Consider the following 18917-nt stretch of genomic DNA (forward strand, 5'->3'; position numbering starts at 1 on the left):
TCAAGCGCAGATTAGCGCTTGTGTTCCTTCACTTCGGCTTCACGCAGGCGCGGGGCCAGCTTGTCGAGCACGCCGTTGACGAACTTGTGGCCGTCGGTCGAACCGTAGACTTTCGCCAGTTCGATGCCCTCGTTGATCACGACGCGGTACGGCACGTCAACGCGCTTGAGCAGCTCCCAAGTGGACAGGCGCATCACGCACAGCTCAACCGGGTCGAGTTCTTCGATGGTCAGGTCCAGGCAAGGCGCCAGCGCTGTGTCGATCTCGGTCAGGTTGGCATGCACGCCGTGCAGGATGTCGTGGAAGTACGGCAGATCGGCGAAGGTGAAATCATTGTCAACGCGAAACTGCGCTTCGATCTCGTTCAGCGAAGCACCTGCCAGGTGACGCTGGTACAACGCCTGGGTGGCCAGTTGACGAGCAGCGCGACGCTTTTCGTTCTTGGAAGGCTTGCCGGCGTCCGCAGGGCGAGGCTCGCGCGGGTTGAAACGATCGCTTTCGTCGGAAATCACTTGGCCTCCAACTGCGACAGCAGGCTGACCATTTCCAGGGCAGACAAGGCAGCTTCGGCGCCTTTGTTACCGGCTTTGGTGCCGGAGCGCTCGATGGCCTGTTCGATGGAATCCACGGTCAGTACGCCGAAAGCGACTGGCACGCCGAACTCCATGGACACCTGGGCCAGGCCCTTGGTGCATTCGCCGGCCACGTATTCGAAGTGCGGGGTGCCGCCACGGATGACTGCGCCCAGGGCGATGATCGCCGCGTATTCACCCTGCTGAGCAACTTTTTGCGCAACCAGTGGAATTTCGAAGGCGCCAGGAGCGCGGATAAGGGTGATGTCGCTCTCGCTCACACCGTGGCGAACCAGGGCGTCAACCGCACCGCTTACCAGGCTTTCAACCACGAAGCTGTTGAAGCGGCCAACCACCAGGGCATAGCGGCCTTTGGGGGCGATGAAGGTACCTTCGATGGTCTTCAGGGTCATTCGACAAATCTCTTAAAGAGCCGGGACGCGAAAAGTGCGTCCCTTAGTGATGATTTAACCGCGAACAAGGGGCAAAAATCGCCGGCCTTTATTCGGAGGGCACGTATTCTACAACTTCCAGGTCGAATCCGGATATCGCATTAAATTTCATCGGTGCGCTCATCAGGCGCATTTTGCGCACGCCCAGGTCGCGCAGGATCTGCGAACCGGCACCGACGATGCTGTAGGTGGTCGGTTTTTTCACCGGCACGGCGTCGGCGGTTTCGCGGATATGCGCCAGCAACACATCACCATCGAGCGGGTGACCGAGCAACAGCACCACACCGCTACCAGCCTCGGAAACCGCAGCCATCGCGGCGCGCAGGCTCCAGCGGCCCGGCTGCTTGACCATCAACAGGTCACGCAGTGGGTCCATGTTGTGTACGCGTACCAGGGTCGGTTCTTCTGCGCAAATGTTGCCCAGGGTCAGGGCCATGTGCACGTCGCCTTCCACTGAATCACGGTAGGTCACCAGATTGAATTGGCCCAGTTCGCTGTCCAGCGGCTGCTCGGCAATCCGCTGAACGGTACGTTCGTGGATCATGCGGTAGTGAATAAGGTCGGCGATGGTGCCGATCTTGAGGTTGTGTTCGCCAGCAAAAGCTTCGAGTTCTGTACGACGAGCCATGGTGCCATCATCGTTCATCACTTCGCAGATCACCCCGCTTGGCTCGAAACCAGCCATGCGCGCCAGGTCGCAGGCGGCTTCGGTGTGGCCCGCACGGGCCAGGGTTCCGCCCGGCTGGGCCATCAGCGGGAAGATGTGGCCGGGGCTGACGATGTCTTCAGCCTTGGCGTCTTTCGCCGCGGCAGCTTGCACGGTGCGGGCGCGGTCAGCGGCGGAAATGCCGGTGGTGACGCCCGTGGTAGCTTCAATCGATACGGTGAACTTGGTGCCGAAACCCGAACCATTGCGCGGCGCCATCAAGGGCAGCTTGAGCAATTCGCAGCGTTCACGGCTCATGGGCATGCAGATCAGCCCCCGGGCGTGCTTGGCCATGAAGTTGATGTGCTCAGGCTTGCACGCTTCGGCGGCCATGATGATATCGCCTTCGTTCTCGCGATCTTCGTCATCCATAAGGATGACCATCTTGCCTTGGCGGATGTCTTCAACCAGTTCTTCGATGCTATTGAGCGCCACGCGGCACCCCCTTGGTCAGGATTTCAGGTAGCCGTTAGCGGCCAGAAAACTTTCGGTGATGTTGCCTGATGCAGGCTCTGCGGCCTTTTCGCCCAACAACAGGCGCTCCAGGTAACGGGCAAGCAAGTCCACTTCCAGGTTCACCCGGCGACCCGGCTGGTACGAGGCCATGATGGTTTCGCTGAGGGTGTGGGGAATGATGGTCAGTTCAAATTCGGCGCCATTCACGGCGTTCACGGTCAGGCTGGTGCCATCGACGGTGATCGAGCCTTTGTGGGCGATGTACTTGGCCAGCTCTTTTGGCGCGCGGATACGGAATTCCACGGCGCGGGCGTTTTCGCTGCGAGCCACCACTTCGCCGACACCGTCGACGTGGCCGCTGACCAGGTGACCGCCCAGGCGGGTGGTCGGCGTCAGGGCTTTTTCCAGGTTGACCGGGCTGCCGGCCGCAAGGTCGTTCATCGCGGTGCAGTCCAGGGTTTCCCGGCTGACATCGGCAGCAAAGCCGTTGCCCGGCAGCTCGATGACGGTCAGGCACACGCCGCTGACGGCGATGCTGTCGCCCAGCTTGACGTCGCCGAGGTCCAGCTTGCCGGTTTCAACCAGCAGGCGGACATCCCCGCCTTTGGGGGTCATTGCACGGATGCTGCCGATGGATTCGATAATGCCGGTGAACATTTCGTTCTCCTGAAAACGAGGGGGCTGACGCTCAAGCGCAGGCCGGGAATTATACGCTCGCTGCTGGCAGAGGGATGGCAGTGACTCGCCAGTCGTCGCCCACAGCGCGCATTTCGGTGATCTTGAGTTGGGGGGCATCGGCCAACTTCTCAAGCGGCCAGTCCAGCAACGGGCGGGCAGCGGAGCCGAGAAACTTGCCGGCGATGAATATCACGTACTCATCCACCAGGCCTTGTTGGGCAAACGCACCGGCCAGGCTTGGGCCGGCTTCCACCAATACATCGTTGACGCCACGGGCAGCCAGGGCGACCAATGCCGAGCGCAAGTCAACCTGGCCTTCCTCGCCCGGCACCACCAGGCATTCGGGGCCACGGGGGAACTGGTTCTCCGGGGTAACGCAGGTGATGACCAAGGCCGGGCCGGCCTTGAAGAACGGCGCATTGAGCGGCACCCGCAGGCGCCCATCGATCAGCACGCGCAGCGGCGGGCGCGACATGACCAGGGCGGTGGTTGCTTCATCCAGGCCCAATTCGGCGGCGCGTACGGTCAAGCGGGCACCGTCGGCCAGTACCGTGTCGGCACCGGTCAACACCACACTGGCTTCGGCGCGCAAGCGTTGCACCGCAGCACGGGCGGCGGGGCCGGTGATCCATTGGCTTTCGCCGCTGGCCATCGCCGTGCGGCCGTCCAGACTCATCGCCAGCTTGACCCGCACAAACGGCAGACCGTGTTCCATACGCTTGAGGAACCCCGGGTTAAGCGCTCGCGCCTCGGTTTCCAGCACACCGCTGCGCACCTCGATACCCGCCTGGGCCAGGCGCTGCATGCCCCGCCCGGCCACTTCCGGGTTCGGGTCCTGCATGCCGGCCACCACCCGCGCGACGCCGGCTGTCACCAGCGCATCGGCACAGGGCGGCGTACGGCCATGATGGCTGCACGGTTCCAGGGTCACGTACACCGTCGCGCCACGGGCCTTGTCGCCAGCAGCGCGCAGGGCATTGGGCTCGGCATGGGGCTCGCCGGTGCGCTCATGCCAGCCTTCGCCGACAATCTGCCCGTCACGCACAATCACGCAGCCCACCCGTGGGTTGGGGTGAGTGGTGTACAGGCCCTTGCGCGCCAATTCGAGGGCGCGGGCCATGTAGTGGGCGTCGAGCACAGCCTGTTCAGAGGTCATTGTTTGGAGGGCTCACGGGCCAGGCGGTCGATCTCTTCGCGGAACTCATTGAGGTCCTGGAAGCGTCGATACACCGAGGCAAAACGGATATAGGCGACTTCGTCGAGCTTTTGCAGCTCGCCCATCACCAACTCACCGACCACCAGGCTCTTGACCTCGCGCTCGCCGGTCGCCCGCAGCTTGTGCTTGATGTGCACCAGCGCCGCTTCCAGGCGCTCGACACTCACCGGGCGTTTTTCCAGGGCGCGCTGCATACCGGCGCGCAGTTTTTCTTCGTCGAAAGGCTGGCGGCTGCCGTCGGACTTGATCAGACGCGGCAACACCAGTTCGGCGGTTTCGAAGGTGGTGAAACGTTCACCACAGGCCAGGCATTCGCGCCGGCGACGCACTTGGTCGCCCTCGGCGACCAGACGCGAGTCGATGACCTTGGTGTCGTTGGCACCGCAGAAGGGACAGTGCATGGTTGGCAGGCAACAAAAAATGGGAGGGCCATGGTAGCGCATCCCTGTGGCAAGACAAGCCATAGCCTTTACGGTATATAGGCAGGCTTATATGTTTGATATTGTTTAAACCACGGATTTTGTCCTTTCTGGAGCCGTACATGCAGTTACGACCACTCGTCCTACTCACCCTGTTCAGTTTTCTGGTCGCCTGCAGCAGCGAAGCCCCCAAGCCGGCCGCGCCTCAACCAACCCCCGCACAAGAGAAAAAAGTCCCGGGCATTGAAGACCTCGGCCCCCTGCCCGCCTATCAGCGCGAAATCAGCGGCAGCCTGACCAACGTGCCGGCCGGTGCCGAAGTTGAAATGGCGCTCTTGGTGATCGACGACCGTTCGCGCCCGCAGCAACTGCTCGCCAGCAGCGTATTGAGTGGCAACGGCAAGCCCCTGGCCTTCCGCCTGCGCTTCAATCCTGAAGCCTTCCCGGCCGGTGCCCGCGTTGAATTGCGTGGCCGCGCCAGCCAGTCCGGCCAGTTGATCCTGCATCTGCCTGCCGTGCGCGTCACCCAGGCGATCACCCAGAGCACCGGCCCGCTGCAACTCGTCAAGGCGCCATGACGCCACCGCTGGGCCTGCAACGCGCCTTGAGTGTGTTGATTGGCGATGCGCAATTGGCGCCCTGCCCGCTGCCGGGCACCGCGTTGTCGTTGTGGCTGCTGGACGCCGATAACATGGACCGCGCCTTCAGCCAGGAAGAAACCCGGCGCATCCTGCATGAGCCGCCCTACTGGAGTTTTTGCTGGGCCAGCGGCCTGGCATTGGCGCGTTACCTGGCAGCGCATCCCGAGTGGGTCGCCGGCAAACGCGTGCTGGATTTCGGCGCAGGCTCGGGCGTAGCCGGGATCGCCGCCGTCAAGGCTGGCGCCCTGGAGGTGGTGGCCTGCGACCTGGACCCACTGGCCTTGGCCGCTTGCCGTGCGAATGCCGAGCTCAACCAGGTGTCGCTGAGTTATTCGGCAGACTTTTTTGCCGAAGCCGACCGCTTCGACCTGATCCTGGTGGCCGACGTACTTTACGACCGCGCCAATTTGCCGTTGCTGGATCAATTCCTGACCCGCGGCCGCGAAGCGCTGGTGGCGGATTCGCGGGTACGGGACTTCCAGCATCCGGATTACCAGCGGCTGGAGATCCTCGAGGCCTTGACCCTGCCGGACCTGGCTGAGCCTTGGGAGTTTCGTAAGGTGAGCCTGTACCATTCGCAGCGCGCTTGAAGCCATCGCGGGCAAGCCCCAATGCCAGTCAGTTAAGGGCTTTTTGTAGGAGCGAGCTTGCTCGCGAAAAACTCACAGGCGCCGCGCTCATTCAGCAAGCACGCGTTATTGTTGACGATTTTCGCGAGCAAGCTCGCTCCTACAGTAGGCGATGACCGCTTAACTGACTGGCATTGGGGCAAGCCCGCTCCCACAGGGGAATGCATTTCAATGGTGAGAGCTGGTTTGCCTGCGATAGCGGTCTTGAATCCAGGATACTTTCAGCCAACCTCGCCAGCCCTTATAGTTGCCCCCATTCCCGCTTTATTCGAGACGCCCCATGAGTGAGCCCACGCCGTACATCTTCGACGTCACCACCGCCAACTTCGAACAGGCCGTTATCCAGAACTCCTTCGAAAAGCCCGTATTGGTCGATTTCTGGGCCGAGTGGTGCGCACCCTGCAAAGCACTGATGCCGATGCTGGCGAAGATTGCCGAGAGTTATCAGGGTGAGTTGCTGCTGGCCAAGATCGACTGCGAAGCCGAACAGGACATCGTGGCGCGTTTTGGCATTCAAAGCCTGCCGACGGTGGTGCTGTTCAAGGATGGCCAACCGGTGGACGGTTTTGCCGGTGCACAGCCGGAGTCGGCGGTACGGGCGATGCTGGAACCCCATGTGCAAATGCCACCGCCGGCTGCGGCGGACCCGTTGGAGCAGGCTCAGGCGCTGTTCAGCGAAGGGCGTATCAGCGAAGCCGAAGCGCTGCTGGTGCAGTTGCTGGGCGAGGACAATACCAACGCCGCCGCCCTGATCCTGTATGCACGCTGCCTGGCTGAACGCGGTGAGTTGGGTGAAGCCCAGGCCGTGCTCGACGCGGTCAAGAGCGACGACCACAAGGCCGCCCTGGCCGGGGCCAAGGCGCAAATCACCTTCCTGCGCCAGGCTGCGGATTTGCCGGACGCTGCCGAGCTGAAAAGCCGCCTGGCGCAAAACCCGCAGGATGACGAAGCGGCCTATCAGTTGGCGATCCAGCAACTGGCGCGCCAGCAATACGACGCGGCACTGGAAGGTTTGCTCAAGTTGTTTATCCGCAACCGCAGCTACAGCGAAGGCCTGCCCCACAAGACCTTGCTGCAGGTGTTCGAATTGCTGGGCAATGATCACCCACTGGTCACGGTGTACCGCCGCAAGTTGTTTGCCGCGCTGTATTAACCCGACCTTGTAGGTGCGAGCTTGCTCGCGAAAAACGTCAACGATAACGCGGGCATCCTGAATGAACGCGGTGCCTATGAGTTTTTCGCGAGCGAGCTCGCTCCTACAAAGGGCCAACCCATGTGTAGAGCGGTGTGTCGCCGCCGCTGGCCACCTTCACGTTCGCGCTGTGGCGCAGGCGCACCAACAGTCGCTTGCCTGCCCCGGCATCGCCGGCCAAGCCTTCGAGTTGGTCGAGCAATTCCAGGCCATTGAGTTGCCCTGCCTTGCGCAGCAAATCCTGGGCGTTCTGCCACAGATCTTCGTTCTGTTTGACCGGCGCCGCAGTGGGCGCGCTGGGCGTTGGGGCGGCCTGCAGTTGGGCACCCAATCGCGCCCAATCGCCGTCGTCTAGCTCCAAGGTCAAGTCCACCGGCAACTCACCGATGGTTCCACGAATTCGCAACATCGTCCTTACTCCTGCATTTTTTCTGACGGGCATGCTCCCATGCAGCTTGCGCAACACCAAGCGGGCGGTCAAACTCTCGGATCAATTGTTATAAGATCACATAACAGAACTTTCATCTCTGGAGCCCTCTCATGCGCCGTTTGCTGCTTGCTTTGCCGTTTGCCCTGCTGCCACTGGCTGTCGCTCATGCCCATGAAGACCATGACCACGAGCACGGCAGCCTCGGCGCCCATGAACATGGCGTCGGGCGCCTGAATGCCGTGCTGGACGGCCAGGCCCTGGAGCTGGAGCTGGACAGCCCGGCCATGAACCTGGTGGGTTTCGAACATGCCGCCACCAGCGCCGCCGACAAAGCCAAGGTCGCCGCCGTGCGCAAACAGCTGGAAAATCCATCGGTACTGTTCAACCTGCCCAAGGCCGCAGGTTGCGTGGTCAGCAGCCAGGAACTCAACAGCCCGTTGTTCGGTGACAAACCAGAAGCCGAGCATGACGACGATGACCACGCCACCGACGGCAAAGGCGCAGCCGCCCACAAGCATGATCACGACCACAGTGAAATCCACGCCCATTACCAGTTCACCTGCGCCACGCCGGCGGCCCTGGGCAACCTGGACTTGAGCCAAGTGTTCAAGACCTTCCCTGCGACCACGAAAATTCAGGTACAACTGATCGGCCCAAGCGGTCAGCAAGGTGTTGACGCGACGGCCACCGCAGCCACCCTGAAGTTCTGAGTTCACATGACCCCCCCATTGATCGAACTGTCCAACCTGGGCTTCAACTGGCCCGGTCACCCGCAGTTGCTGGACATTCCCGCGTTCCGCCTGGAACCCGGGGAGACCTTGTTCCTCAAGGGCCCGAGCGGCAGTGGCAAGACCACTTTGCTAGGGCTGTTGGGAGGCGTGCAGAAGCCCAGCCAAGGCAGCATCCGCCTGCTCGGCCAGGAGTTGACCGAGCTTTCGGCGGGCGCCCGTGACCGCTTCCGGGTGGACCACACCGGCTATATCTTCCAGCAGTTCAACTTGCTGCCGTTTCTGTCGGTACGCGAGAACGTCGAGTTGCCTTGCCACTTTTCCAAGTTGCGCGCGCAACGGGCCAAACAGCGTCACGGCAGCGTCGACCAGGCCGCCGCGACCTTGCTAGCGCACCTGGGGTTGAAGGACCAGAGCCTGCTGGAACGCCGCGCCGATTCGCTGTCCATCGGCCAGCAACAACGGGTGGCCGCTGCCCGAGCGCTGATCGGCCAGCCAGAACTGGTGATTGCCGACGAGCCCACCTCGGCCCTGGACTACGACGCCCGCGAAGCCTTCCTGCAGTTGCTGTTCGCAGAATGCCGCGAAGCGGGCGCCAGTCTGTTGTTTGTCAGCCATGACCAGAGCCTGGCGTCGCTGTTCGACCGCAACCTGTCGCTGGCCGAACTCAATCGCGCCGCCATGCCCGCAGAGGTTTGAGATGTATCTGTTCCGTCTAGCCATGGCCAGCCTGGCTAACCGCCGCTTTACCGCGATCCTCACCGCGTTTGCCATCGCGCTTTCCGTCTGCTTGCTGCTCGCGGTGGAGCGTGTGCGCGTCGAGGCACGCAACAGTTTCGCCAGCACCATCAGCGGTACCGACCTGATCGTCGGTGCCCGTTCCGGCTCGGTCAACTTGCTGCTGTATTCAGTGTTCCGCATCGGCAACGCCACCAACAACATCCGTTGGGACAGCTACGAGCACTTCGCCGCCAACCCTCAAGTGAAATGGGCGATCCCGATCTCCCTCGGCGACTCCCATCGCGGCTACCGGGTGATGGGCACCAACGAATCCTACTTCGAACACTACCAGTACGGGCGCAAGCAAAACCTCGAGCTGGCCAGCGGCCGCGCCTTCGCCACCGACCCATTCGAAGTGGTGCTCGGCGCCGAAGTGGCCGAGGCCCTGCATTACAAACTCGGCGACAAGCTGGTGCTGGCCCACGGCGTGGCAGTGGTCAGCCTGGTCAAGCATGACGACAAGCCGTTCACGGTGGTCGGCATTCTCAAGCGCACCGGCACGCCGGTGGACCGCACGCTGCACATCAGCCTCGGCGGCATGGAAGCGATCCATATCGACTGGCACAACGGCGTGCCGGCCCAGGGCAAAGGCCGCATCAGTGCCGACCAGGCGCGCAATATGGACCTGACGCCGCAAGCCATTACCGCGTTCATGCTCGGCCTGAACAACAAGATTTCCACCTTCGCCCTGCAACGGCAGATCAATGAGTTCCGTGGCGAGCCAATGCTGGCGATCCTGCCCGGCGTCGCGCTGCAAGAGTTGTGGAGCATGATGGGCACTGCCGAAAAAGCCTTGTTTGTGATCTCGCTGTTCGTGGTGCTGACCGGCTTGATCGGCATGCTCACAGCGATTCTCACCAGCCTTAACGAGCGTCGCCGCGAGATGGCGATCCTGCGGTCGGTGGGCGCGCGGCCTTGGCACATCGCAACGCTGCTGATCTTCGAAGCCTTCGCCCTGGCCTTGTCTGGCGTGATGGCGGGCCTGGGGTTGCTGTACCTGTGCATCGCCGCCTCGCGGGGTTATTTGCAGGCGAACTACGGTCTGGATTTGCCGATGTCATGGCCGAGCGAATATGAATGGACGTTGCTCGCCGGTATCCTGGCAGCCGCCCTGTTGATGGGCAGCGTGCCCGCGTGGCGCGCCTACCGCCAATCTTTGGCCGATGGCCTGTCCATCCGTTTATGAGGAAGGCTTCGATGCGTCGTGCCCTGTTTGCCCTGTTGTTGTTGATGGCCGTGCCTGCCTGGGCGCAGGAACAGCCCAAGGATCTGTCCTGGCAGGAGATGATCCCGCCGGATGCGCCACCTGAAGTGCCCAATATGAAGCCGCTGCACGACCTGTCGAACATGGCCGATGCCTTGTCCGTCGAAGCCGCGCCCGCAGCCAGGCAGGATATGCCCAACGCGCCGGTGGTACAGAGCCTGGACGGCCAGCACATTCGCCTGCCGGGGTATATCGTGCCCCTGGAAGTCAGCGAAGAAGGCCGCACCACGGAGTTTCTGCTGGTGCCGTATTTCGGCGCCTGTATCCATGTGCCGCCACCGCCGTCGAACCAGATCGTGCATGTGAAAAGCGAGGTGGGGGTGAAGCTCGATGAGCTGTATCAGCCGTACTGGATCGAAGGCGCGATGCAGGTCAAGCCATCGTCCAGCGAATTGGCGGACGCTGGTTACCAGATGGACGCTCAGAAGATTTATATGTACGAGCTCGAGGAATAATCCCACACACCGAAGATCCGAATGTGGGAGCGGGCTTGCTCGCGAAAGCGGTGTATCAGTCGCTGCATCTGTTACTGCACCAGCGCTTTCGCAGGCAAGCCAGCTCCCACAGGTTTAGATCAGTGGCGCAAGTGACTGATCACCCTTTCATTGAGCTGCGTCAAAAGACCGAACGGAACGATCTTTACCATTGGACGTACAACTTTTAAACGTCCTTTGGAGCTCCCATGAACAAGTCTCTGCTCGGCGCGTCCCTCTTCGCGCTCGCCCTCGTCGCCCCTGTCGCTCACGCTCACCAGGCGGGCGATATTCTGGTTCGCGCCGGTGCAATCACCGTGAACCCGAAGGCCGACAGCGGCAGCGTCAAGGTTGACCAGGGCCCATTGGCCGGCACCAACCTGGGCGGCAAGGCGACCATGAGCAGCGACACCCAACTGGGCTTGAACTTCGCCTACATGATCACCGACCACGTCGGCATCGAATTGCTCGCCGCGACGCCGTTCGAGCATGACGTGAAGATCAAGAACACCGCCCTCGGCGCCGCCAACGGCAAGCTCGGCACCCTGAAACACCTGCCGCCGACCTTGAGCATCGTGTACTACCCGCTGGATCACAAATCCGCGTTCCAGCCGTATGTGGGCGCCGGTATCAACTACACCTGGATCTACGACGAGCACGTGGGCAGCCGTGCCGAGCAGGCCGGCTTCAGCAACTTCAAGGCCGAGAACTCCTGGGGCTGGGCTGCACAGATCGGCGCCGACTACATGATCAACGACAAGTGGATGATCAACGCCCAGGCGCGCTACATCGACATCAGCACCAAGGCGACTGTGGATAACAACGCGCTGGGCCAGGGCACTCGGGCCAAGGTCAATGTGGATGTAGACCCGATGGTTTACATGGTGGGTATCGGGTACAAGTTCTAACTGAGAGACAATAAACACCTCATACCCCTGTGGGAGCGGGCTTGCTCGCGAAGACGGAGTGTCAGTCAACAGATTCATCGACTGACCCACCGCTTTCGCGAGCAAGCCCGCTCCCACTTTTGGTTTTGGGGGTGTCAGCTATGGCGGTAGAAGCGATCCAGTAGCGCCGGCAAGCCTGCCCGCCATGCCCGTGGCTTGATGCCAAAAGTGTGGAGAATTTTCTTGCAGGCCAGCACCGCATGCTGCGGCTCATCCGCCGCGTCCGGCCGTGCCGCGTGAGCCTGGGCGGTCGGGGACTCGATGGCCAACGGATGGAAGTTGCGCGCTTCAGTCAGAATCGCCTGCCCCAGCGCCAACGGGGTAGTCGCCTCGTGGCCGGCGTAATGGTAAGTGCCCCACAGCGGCGCGGCGCAATCGAGCTGCTTGAGCACTGAGATGATCACCCGCGCCGCATCGTCCACCGGCGTCGGGTTGCCCCGGCGGTCGTCCGCCATCAGTAGCTCGTCGGCGTTCTCGGCCCGGGCCAGGAAGCGCCCGAGCGTGCCGTGGATGCTGTCATCCAGCAGCCAGCCAAACCGCAACAGCACGTGCTGCGGGCACGTGGCGCGCACGCTTTGTTCGATACGCCACAACGCCTGGCCGCGCAGGCCCAGGGGCACCGGCTCGTCTTTCTCGCTGTAGGCGGTGGCGCGGGAGCCATCGAACACACGGTAACTGGAGGGTTGCAGCAGGGTGATGCTGTGGTGCTGGCACAGCTCGGCCAGGCGTTCGATGGCGAACTCCTGGGCGGCCAAGCGGGTTTCGCTCACGGCTTCCGCCTGGAACCAGTCGAAATAGTAGGCGAGGTTGATCAAGGCATCGGGACGGGTGTCGTCGAGCAATTGGGTGAGGCTTGCGGCATCCCAGCCGTCTTGGGGCGGTTTGGGGGCGAGGAAACCGATGTCTTCCTCCGCACCGAGGCGAATCAGCGCCTGCCCGAGGGCATTCCCGCCGCCCAGTAACATAAGGCGCATTCGCATAGATTGAGCAGGCCCGGTCTGTTTGGAACGATGGTTATTATCGACAGGCAGGTGTGCCCTGTCGTAGGTCATTGCCAGAATCGTTGCATTTTGCGGGCTTGTAGCGCAACCGTCACGGATTAAGTGTCTTGACGTCGGGTTCGGCGGCCTCCTGTTTCTGCGCCGCTCGTGGTGCGAGCAATAGCTGCTGTGGATAAGTCTGGGCGAAATGCACCTCGGCGCAGTTATCCACAAGCTTTTTCAAGCGCTGATTAAACGCACGGCTGACTGCGTATTGGCCACCCGACACCGTGCGGAACTGCGCCGTGAGCACCACGCCATTGAGGTCCATCTTGTCCACCCCGAACACTTCCAATGGCCCTTGCAGGTTGTACTTGAGGAACACATCGTCGCGGATCGACTGGCCGGCTTCGCGGATCAGCTCCACGGCCTTGTCCACGTCGGTGTCATAGGTGAACTGCACCGAGAAGAACGCATAGGCGAATTGACGGGACTGGTTGGTGACCGCCTTGATCTGCCCGAACGGCACCGAATGCACAAACCCCTTGCCGTCACGCAGGCGCAGGGTGCGGATGGTCAGGCCCTCGACGGTGCCGGCGTGGCCGGAGTCGAGCACCACCCAATCGCCGATGGACAGGGTGTCTTCGATAATGATGAACAGGCCGGTAATCACGTCCTGCACCAATTGCTGGGAACCGAAACCGATGGCCAGTCCCACCACCCCGGCGCCCGCCAGCAACGGCGCGACATTGATGCCCAGGTTGGCCATGGTGGTGATCGCGCAGATCACCACCAGTATGATCTTCACTGCATTGCGCAGCAGCGGCAGGATGGTTTTGACCCGGGTACTGGGCTGGCGACTGGAGCGTTTATTCACCGGTGGTTTGAGGGCTTCCTGGATCGCGGTGTCGAGCACCACCCAGAACAGCCAGGTCACCAACAGGATCAGGCCGATACTGCTGAGGGAATCACTGATGGCCCGGCCCACCGAGTTGCGCTGGGCGAATTCGAACAGCGAAACGCCCCAGATACGCCCGAGTATCTCGATAAACGCGATTGCCATGACGATACGCAAAATCGCGTGCAGCAAACTCAGGAAGCGTTCCTTGTAGGCACTGCTGCGCTGGATCGATACCTGGCTGCGGGACTTGAACAGGTGTTGCAGCACGGTGCTGAGAAACACCGTGCCGATCAGTAACAAGGTGGTGAGCAACGCGCAGCGCAGGGCCTCTTGGTTGTCGTCACCGGCGCCAATCAGGTTGACCGCCGACACCAGCACCATCAACAGAATCGGCCAGTACCAGAGCCCGGAAAACACCCGCAGCGACTGTTGTAATGCCGGATGTTTGAGGCGCTGGGCCAATGGCCGGTTGCGGATCAAATGGGCCACCGGCCGACGCAGACGTACCACCAGCACGCCAAAGATGACCGCTGCAAACAGGCCGGTAAACACAGCGATGCTGCTAGTGATATTGCCGCCCAGTTGCCGAGCGATTTGCGGGCTGGTCAGTGCATCGCTGAGGGCCGCGAGAAAGCCGATCAGGAATAGAGGCTTGGGGCAATAGTCACGAATGATCCGCACGGCAGGTCGCTTGTGGCCGACGTTGAACATGACAATGACGCACAGCAACAGCGAGGTGGAAAAGATGCCACTGCTGGTGGCGTAGGCGAAACACAGTGCCAGGGCTCGGCCGACAGACGCAGGTAAAAAGTGACTGACATAAAGGGTCAGCGGCAGGCAGATCAGCGCTGGAATCGTGTAGGGCACCACATAGCTCAGCAAGCCTTGCAGCCGTTGACGCCGCGCAAGGAACGGGCGGCGGCTCGATCGTTGCACAACCAGGCGCCCAAGCATCGTCAACAGGGCAAAGGCACCGGCCCACACGCCGGACAACAGCAGGAAATCGCCGGCCACGCTCCATGGTGAGCGGGCGGCAGTCTGGTCCACCAGGCGCCCCACTTCATCCGCGGCGCGGTCGGCACGCAGGCGCCAGGCGTCAATGAGGTTCTGGTTGAGGTCGAGCTTGTCTTGCACCTCATCAATGCTGGAACTGATGGCCCCCAGCAGCCCGCCTTCTACCAGCAGTTCCGGCTTGGCCGGCGTTTCGGCAGCGGGCGCCGTTGCCGCGGCTTGCAGGGCGCCATTGCCGCAGAGCAGCAGCGCGACGAGCAGTAATGCAGTCTTTGGATTCAGCAAAACAGCAAGCTCCTTCAGCAGGGTCTGTAAGGAACTGACGAGCTTGGGCCTTTATCGTTCCCTGCATTTGCAATGCCCCTCCCACATTTCACCCCCTGTACCGCCTGTAGGAATGTGGAAACTTTCAACCAAATAGCGCAGTCATCCCATAACGGAGGTCAACCCACCCACCATCAACGGGAGCACACATGGCGGCGATTCACATCGGCATTTCCGGCTGGCGCTACACGCCCTGGCGCGGGGACTTCTACCCCGAAGGGCTGACCCAGAAACGCGAGTTGCAGTTTGCGTCACGCGCCGTCAACAGCATCGAAATCAACGGTTCGTTCTACGCACTGCAAACCCCCAAGCGCTATGCCCAGTGGTATGCCGATACGCCTGAAGGCTTCACGTTCAGCGTCAAGGCGCCACGCTTCATCACGCATATCCTGCGTCTGCGGGACGTGCACAAACCGATGGCGAATTTCTTCGCTTCCGGAGTGCTGGAACTGAAAGAAAAACTCGGCCCCATCCTCTGGCAGTTTCCACCCAGTTTCAAATTCGACGCCACGCTGTTCGAAACCTTCCTGGCCCAATTACCCACCAACACCCAGCAGGCCGCCGCCCTCGCCCGCCAGCATGAACCGCGCCTTAACGGCAAGGCGAGCATGAAGGCCTATGCCAAGAAGCCCTTGCGCCATGCCGTGGAGATTCGCCACAAGAGTTTTGCAGTGCCCGAGTTTATCCAGATGCTGGATAACTATGGCGTGGCCCTGGTGGTCGCGGACACCGCCGGCAAGTGGCCGTACATGGAAGACGTGACCGCCAACTTCATGTACCTGCGCTTGCACGGCGACAAGCAGTTATACGCCAGCGGCTATAGCGCCGAAGCACTCCAGCGCTGGGGTGACCGCATCGAGCGCTGGGCCCACGGCAAGCAGCCTGCCGATGCACACCTCGTCGACCCGCAACGCACACCCCGCAAGCGTAAACAGCGTGATGTGTTCTGCTTTTTCGACAACGACATCAAAGTTCGCGCCCCCTTCGATGCACGCCAATTACTGCAGCGTTTCGGGCTTGACCAACACCTGTTCACCGAACCTGGCCGGCTGCCGGAACCGGGAGTATTGCCATGACGCATCCCGAGCTGATCCCCACCCCGCCGAACACCGCCACCACCCGTTTCACGGTGCTGACGGTCAATATCCACAAGGGTTTCACCGCGCTGAATCGACGCTTCATCTTGCCCGAGCTGCGTGAGGCCGTGCGCAGTGTGGGCGCGGACATGGTGTTCTTGCAGGAGATCCATGGCACTCACGAACACCATCCACAGCGCTACAGCGACTGGCCGAAAATGCCGCAATATGAATTCCTCGCCGACAGCATCTGGCCGCAATTTGCCTATGGGCGCAATGCGGTTTACCCCCATGGGGACCATGGCAATGCGCTACTGTCGAAATTCCAGATTATCCGTTACGACAACCTCGACATCTCGCAAAGCGGCCATGAAAACCGGGGCCTGCTGCATTGCGTGCTGCGCCTGCCGGGCAGCGGCCAGCAAGTGCACGCGATCTGCATCCACCTGGGCTTGCGCGAGGTGCATCGCCAACAACAATTGCGGTTGCTGGAGCAACGTATTGGCGAGATTCCGGCCGATGCGCCGTTGGTGGTCGCCGGCGACTTCAATGACTGGCGGCAAAAAGCCGACCTGAGCCAAAGCGGCCTGCAGGAAGTGTTCATGCACACCCACGGCAAACCGGCGCGTACGTTCCCGGCACGCCTGCCGTTGCTGCCCCTAGACCGCATTTATGTGCGCAACCTGACCATCCACAGCCCTCGCGTGCTCACCACTCGCCCCTGGTCCCACCTGTCTGACCATGTGCCGCTGTCGGTGGAGGTGGGGTTATGAACGTTGCGGTAGACCATATCGCCACGGATCAGCCGCCGGATGACAGCAAGGCGCGGGATCTGGATTACGGCTGGCAGAGCGGCAACCGCGTGGAGTTGCTGGAGAACGGCGAGGCGTACTTTCCTGCCGTGTTCGAGGCTTTGCGGGCGGCAGAGCGCGAGATCCTGCTGGAGACCTTTATCCTCTTTGAAGACAAGGTCGGCTACGAGCTGCACAGCATCCTCATCGACGCAGCCAAGCGCGGGGTGAAGGTGGTGGTGAGCCTCGACGGTTTTGGCTGCGGCGAACTGAGCCCGGCCTTTCTTCGGGAGTTGGCCGAGGCCGGGGTGATGGTGCAGATGTTCGACCCGGCGCCCAAGACCCTGGGCATACGCACTAACTGGTTTCGCCGCCTGCATCGCAAGATCGTAGTGGTGGACGCCCGCGTGGCGTTTATCGGCGGGATCAATTTTTCCGCCGACCATCTGGCGGATTTCGGCCCCGAAGCCAAGCAGGATTACACCGTGCAGGTGATCGGCCCGGCCGTGGCCGACCTGCACCATTTCGCCCTCGCCCAAAGTGGCCGCCAGGTGCGCAGCCGTCGCGGTTGGCGACGGCGCCAGCAGCGGCCTTCGCCCTGGACAAACGAGCCAGGCGACGGTCTGGTACGCCTGATTTATCGCGACAACATCCAGCATCGTAACGATATCGAGGAGGCGTATATCCACGCCTTGAGCCAGGCCCGGCAGCGGGTGGTGATCGCCAACGCCTACTTCTTCCCCGGCTATCGCCTGCTTCGTGAGATCCGTAACGCGGCGCGTCGTGGCGTGCAGGTGCAGTTGATCATGCAGGGCCAGCCCGACGTGCTGTTGGCGAAACTGGCCGCGCGCATGCTCTATGACTACTTGCTCAAAGATGGCGTGGTGATTCACGAATACTGCCAACGCCCGCTGCACGGCAAGGTGGCGCTGGTGGATGACGAATGGAGCACCGTCGGTTCGAGCAATCTGGACCCACTGAGCCTGGCATTGAACCTGGAGGCCAATGTGCTGATTCGCGACCGGGCGTTCAATCAGCAGCTATACGAACGCCTGGAAGCCCTCGCCCACAATCATTGCCAGACCATGCCGGAAAAGCGCAAGCCACGCCTGTGGCTCTGGCGCTTGACCGTGGGTTTCCTGGTGTTTCATGTGATGCGCCATTTCCCGGTTCTGGCCAGTTGGTTACCGGCCCACAAGCCGCGTTTGAAGCCTTTTGAGATCACGCCCCATGACGCCTGAAGCCCCTTCACAACCGCAAGCCTCTGGGTTCAAGCGCTGGAAGAAACCGCTGACGATTGCGTTCTTCGTGCTGCTGATCGTGTTGTTCACCCTGCTCGCCCGGCGCATCGACTGGAGCGAAGTGTTCCAGACCCTGAGCGAGTTCAAGCTACGCACGCTGTTCATCGCCGGCGCACTGACACTGTGCAGTTTCATTGTCTACGCCTGTTTCGATTTGATCGGCCGCACCTACATTCGCCAGCCGTTGCGTTGGAAGCAGATATTGCCGGTGGGCATCATCAGCTACGCGTTCAACCTCAACCTCAGCGCCTGGGTCGGCGGCATCGCCATGCGGTATCGGCTGTATTCGCGCCTGGGCGTGAGCACCAGCAATATCGCCAAGATCCTCGGACTGAGCCTGGCCACCAATTGGTTCGGCTATATGACGTTGGCCGGGGTGGTGTTCAGCAGCGGGTTGGTCACCCTGCCGCCGGGCTGGAAACTGAGCAGCGGCGCCTTGCAAGGTGTCGGGGTGTTATTGGTGAGCGCGAGCCTGGGTTACCTGGCGGCGTGCCGGTTTTCGAAAAAGCGCGCGTGGTCGATTCGCGGTATCGAAATCAACTTGCCGTCGCTGCGCATGGCCTGTTTGCAACTGGCCCTGGGTGCGTTGAACTGGTCACTGATGGCCGCGGTGATATTTACCTTGCTGCCGGCCAAACTGGATTACCCATTGGTGCTGGGGGTGTTGCTGATCAGTGCGATTGCCGGGGTGGTCACCCATATTCCCGCCGGGTTGGGGGTTTTGGAGGCGGTGTTCATTGCGCTGTTGCAGCATGAGGCGTCGCGGGGGAGTTTGCTGGCCGGGCTGATCGCGTACCGGGCGATTTATTTTATTTGCCCGTTGTTGATTGCACTGGTGATGTATTTGGGGGTGGAGGCCAAGGCCAAGGCGTTGCGGGTCAAGAAAACAGCCAGATAGAACTGAGGTGATGGTGACATCGCCTTCGCGAGCAAGCCCGCTCCCACAGGTG

General features: G+C 61.6%; 21 protein-coding genes. 12 read left to right on the forward strand and 9 right to left on the reverse strand.

The features are described 5' to 3' along the window. Positions 1-11 precede the first annotated feature (11 nt). From nusB to nrdR, 6 genes are all read right to left on the reverse strand, one after another. Positions 12-512 carry a transcription antitermination factor NusB gene (gene nusB, locus BUE92_RS11355; protein WP_003194574.1) on the reverse strand — a complete coding sequence of 167 codons (501 nt, stop codon included), beginning with the start codon at positions 510-512 and terminating at the stop codon, positions 12-14. Beyond that, on the reverse strand, positions 509-985 hold the full coding sequence (ribH, locus tag BUE92_RS11360; protein WP_003194576.1) for a 6,7-dimethyl-8-ribityllumazine synthase: 477 nt from the start codon (positions 983-985) through the stop codon (positions 509-511). The genes nusB and ribH overlap by 4 nt, the downstream gene beginning before the upstream one ends. An 88-nt stretch (positions 986-1073) precedes the next feature. Then, entirely contained in the window at positions 1074-2165 is a 1092-nt protein-coding gene (gene ribBA, locus BUE92_RS11365) for a bifunctional 3,4-dihydroxy-2-butanone-4-phosphate synthase/GTP cyclohydrolase II (protein WP_073523736.1), read from the reverse strand. A 15-nt stretch (positions 2166-2180) separates the two neighbouring features. Next, positions 2181-2843 (reverse strand): riboflavin synthase, encoded by a 663-nt coding sequence (locus BUE92_RS11370; RefSeq protein WP_014720128.1) that lies wholly within the window; start codon positions 2841-2843, stop codon positions 2181-2183. Between the two features lie 49 nt (positions 2844-2892). Continuing rightward, positions 2893-4020 carry a bifunctional diaminohydroxyphosphoribosylaminopyrimidine deaminase/5-amino-6-(5-phosphoribosylamino)uracil reductase RibD gene (ribD, locus tag BUE92_RS11375; protein ID WP_073523737.1) on the reverse strand — a complete coding sequence of 376 codons (1128 nt, stop codon included), beginning with the start codon at positions 4018-4020 and terminating at the stop codon, positions 2893-2895. Beyond that, positions 4017-4481 (reverse strand): transcriptional regulator NrdR, encoded by a 465-nt coding sequence (gene nrdR, locus BUE92_RS11380; RefSeq protein ID WP_019818855.1) that lies wholly within the window; start codon positions 4479-4481, stop codon positions 4017-4019. Before nrdR ends, ribD begins: the two co-directional genes overlap by 4 nt. Positions 4482-4621: 140 nt before the next feature. Between nrdR and BUE92_RS11385 the strand changes: the two genes are divergently transcribed. The 3 genes from BUE92_RS11385 (at position 4622) to trxA (ending at position 6922) form a co-directional block, all read left to right on the forward strand. Beyond that, positions 4622-5077 (forward strand): YbaY family lipoprotein, encoded by a 456-nt coding sequence (locus tag BUE92_RS11385; protein ID WP_005791855.1) that lies wholly within the window; start codon positions 4622-4624, stop codon positions 5075-5077. Continuing rightward, positions 5074-5730 carry a class I SAM-dependent methyltransferase gene (locus tag BUE92_RS11390; protein ID WP_073523738.1) on the forward strand — a complete coding sequence of 219 codons (657 nt, stop codon included), beginning with the start codon at positions 5074-5076 and terminating at the stop codon, positions 5728-5730. The genes BUE92_RS11385 and BUE92_RS11390 overlap by 4 nt, the downstream gene beginning before the upstream one ends. A 319-nt stretch (positions 5731-6049) precedes the next feature. Then, entirely contained in the window at positions 6050-6922 is an 873-nt protein-coding gene (gene trxA / locus BUE92_RS11400) for a thioredoxin (protein WP_073523741.1), read from the forward strand. A 103-nt stretch (positions 6923-7025) separates the two neighbouring features. Here the strand turns inward: trxA and BUE92_RS11405 are convergent, their stop codons facing one another. Continuing rightward, positions 7026-7370: a hypothetical protein gene (locus BUE92_RS11405; protein WP_073523742.1), complete on the reverse strand. Its 345-nt coding sequence runs from the start codon at positions 7368-7370 to the stop codon at positions 7026-7028. A 131-nt stretch (positions 7371-7501) separates the two neighbouring features. Between BUE92_RS11405 and BUE92_RS11410 the strand changes: the two genes are divergently transcribed. The 5 genes from BUE92_RS11410 (at position 7502) to BUE92_RS11430 (ending at position 11544) form a co-directional block, all read left to right on the forward strand. Then, a complete protein-coding gene (locus BUE92_RS11410; protein WP_073523743.1) occupies positions 7502-8101 on the forward strand; it encodes a DUF2796 domain-containing protein in 600 nt (199 codons plus the stop codon). Positions 8102-8107: 6 nt separating this feature from the next. Further along, positions 8108-8818 (forward strand): ABC transporter ATP-binding protein, encoded by a 711-nt coding sequence (locus BUE92_RS11415; RefSeq protein WP_073523744.1) that lies wholly within the window; start codon positions 8108-8110, stop codon positions 8816-8818. Between the two features lies 1 nt (position 8819). Beyond that, complete coding sequence (locus BUE92_RS11420) at positions 8820-10085, forward strand: ABC transporter permease (RefSeq protein WP_073523745.1); 1266 nt, start codon at positions 8820-8822, stop codon at positions 10083-10085. Between the two features lie 11 nt (positions 10086-10096). Further along, positions 10097-10618 carry a DUF3299 domain-containing protein gene (locus tag BUE92_RS11425; RefSeq protein WP_073523747.1) on the forward strand — a complete coding sequence of 174 codons (522 nt, stop codon included), beginning with the start codon at positions 10097-10099 and terminating at the stop codon, positions 10616-10618. 227 nt (positions 10619-10845) lie between these two features. Then, positions 10846-11544: an OmpW/AlkL family protein gene (locus tag BUE92_RS11430; RefSeq protein WP_073523750.1), complete on the forward strand. Its 699-nt coding sequence runs from the start codon at positions 10846-10848 to the stop codon at positions 11542-11544. Between the two features lie 134 nt (positions 11545-11678). On the opposite strand, the gene BUE92_RS11435 is transcribed toward BUE92_RS11430, so the two are convergent. Beyond that, positions 11679-12563, reverse strand: a complete 885-nt coding sequence (locus BUE92_RS11435; RefSeq protein WP_073523810.1) for a sugar nucleotide-binding protein — start codon at positions 12561-12563, stop codon at positions 11679-11681. A gap of 112 nt (positions 12564-12675) precedes the next feature. Next, positions 12676-14760, reverse strand: coding sequence for a mechanosensitive ion channel family protein (locus BUE92_RS11440; RefSeq protein ID WP_073523752.1), 2085 nt, complete (start codon positions 14758-14760; stop codon positions 12676-12678). Positions 14761-14948: 188 nt separating this feature from the next. Here BUE92_RS11440 and BUE92_RS11445 point away from each other — a divergent pair, with 188 nt between their 5' ends. Genes BUE92_RS11445 through BUE92_RS11460 form a run of 4 tightly spaced genes read left to right on the forward strand, consistent with a single transcriptional unit; the run spans position 14949 to position 18865 of the window. Continuing rightward, the gene (locus BUE92_RS11445) at positions 14949-15875 is read left to right on the forward strand and encodes a DUF72 domain-containing protein (protein WP_073523754.1); all 927 of its coding nucleotides are present in this window, start codon (positions 14949-14951) and stop codon (positions 15873-15875) included. After that, positions 15872-16648, forward strand: a complete 777-nt coding sequence (locus tag BUE92_RS11450) for an endonuclease/exonuclease/phosphatase family protein (protein WP_073523757.1) — start codon at positions 15872-15874, stop codon at positions 16646-16648. The genes BUE92_RS11445 and BUE92_RS11450 overlap by 4 nt, the downstream gene beginning before the upstream one ends. Further along, on the forward strand, positions 16645-17907 hold the full coding sequence (gene clsB / locus BUE92_RS11455; protein ID WP_073523759.1) for a cardiolipin synthase ClsB: 1263 nt from the start codon (positions 16645-16647) through the stop codon (positions 17905-17907). The genes BUE92_RS11450 and clsB overlap by 4 nt, the downstream gene beginning before the upstream one ends. Further along, on the forward strand, positions 17897-18865 hold the full coding sequence (locus BUE92_RS11460; RefSeq protein ID WP_073523761.1) for a lysylphosphatidylglycerol synthase domain-containing protein: 969 nt from the start codon (positions 17897-17899) through the stop codon (positions 18863-18865). Before clsB ends, BUE92_RS11460 begins: the two co-directional genes overlap by 11 nt. Positions 18866-18917 lie beyond the last annotated feature (52 nt).

The sequence above is a fragment of the Pseudomonas fluorescens genome (assembly GCF_001902145.1).
GTDB classification, from domain to species: Bacteria; Pseudomonadota; Gammaproteobacteria; order Pseudomonadales; family Pseudomonadaceae; genus Aquipseudomonas; species Aquipseudomonas fluorescens_BV.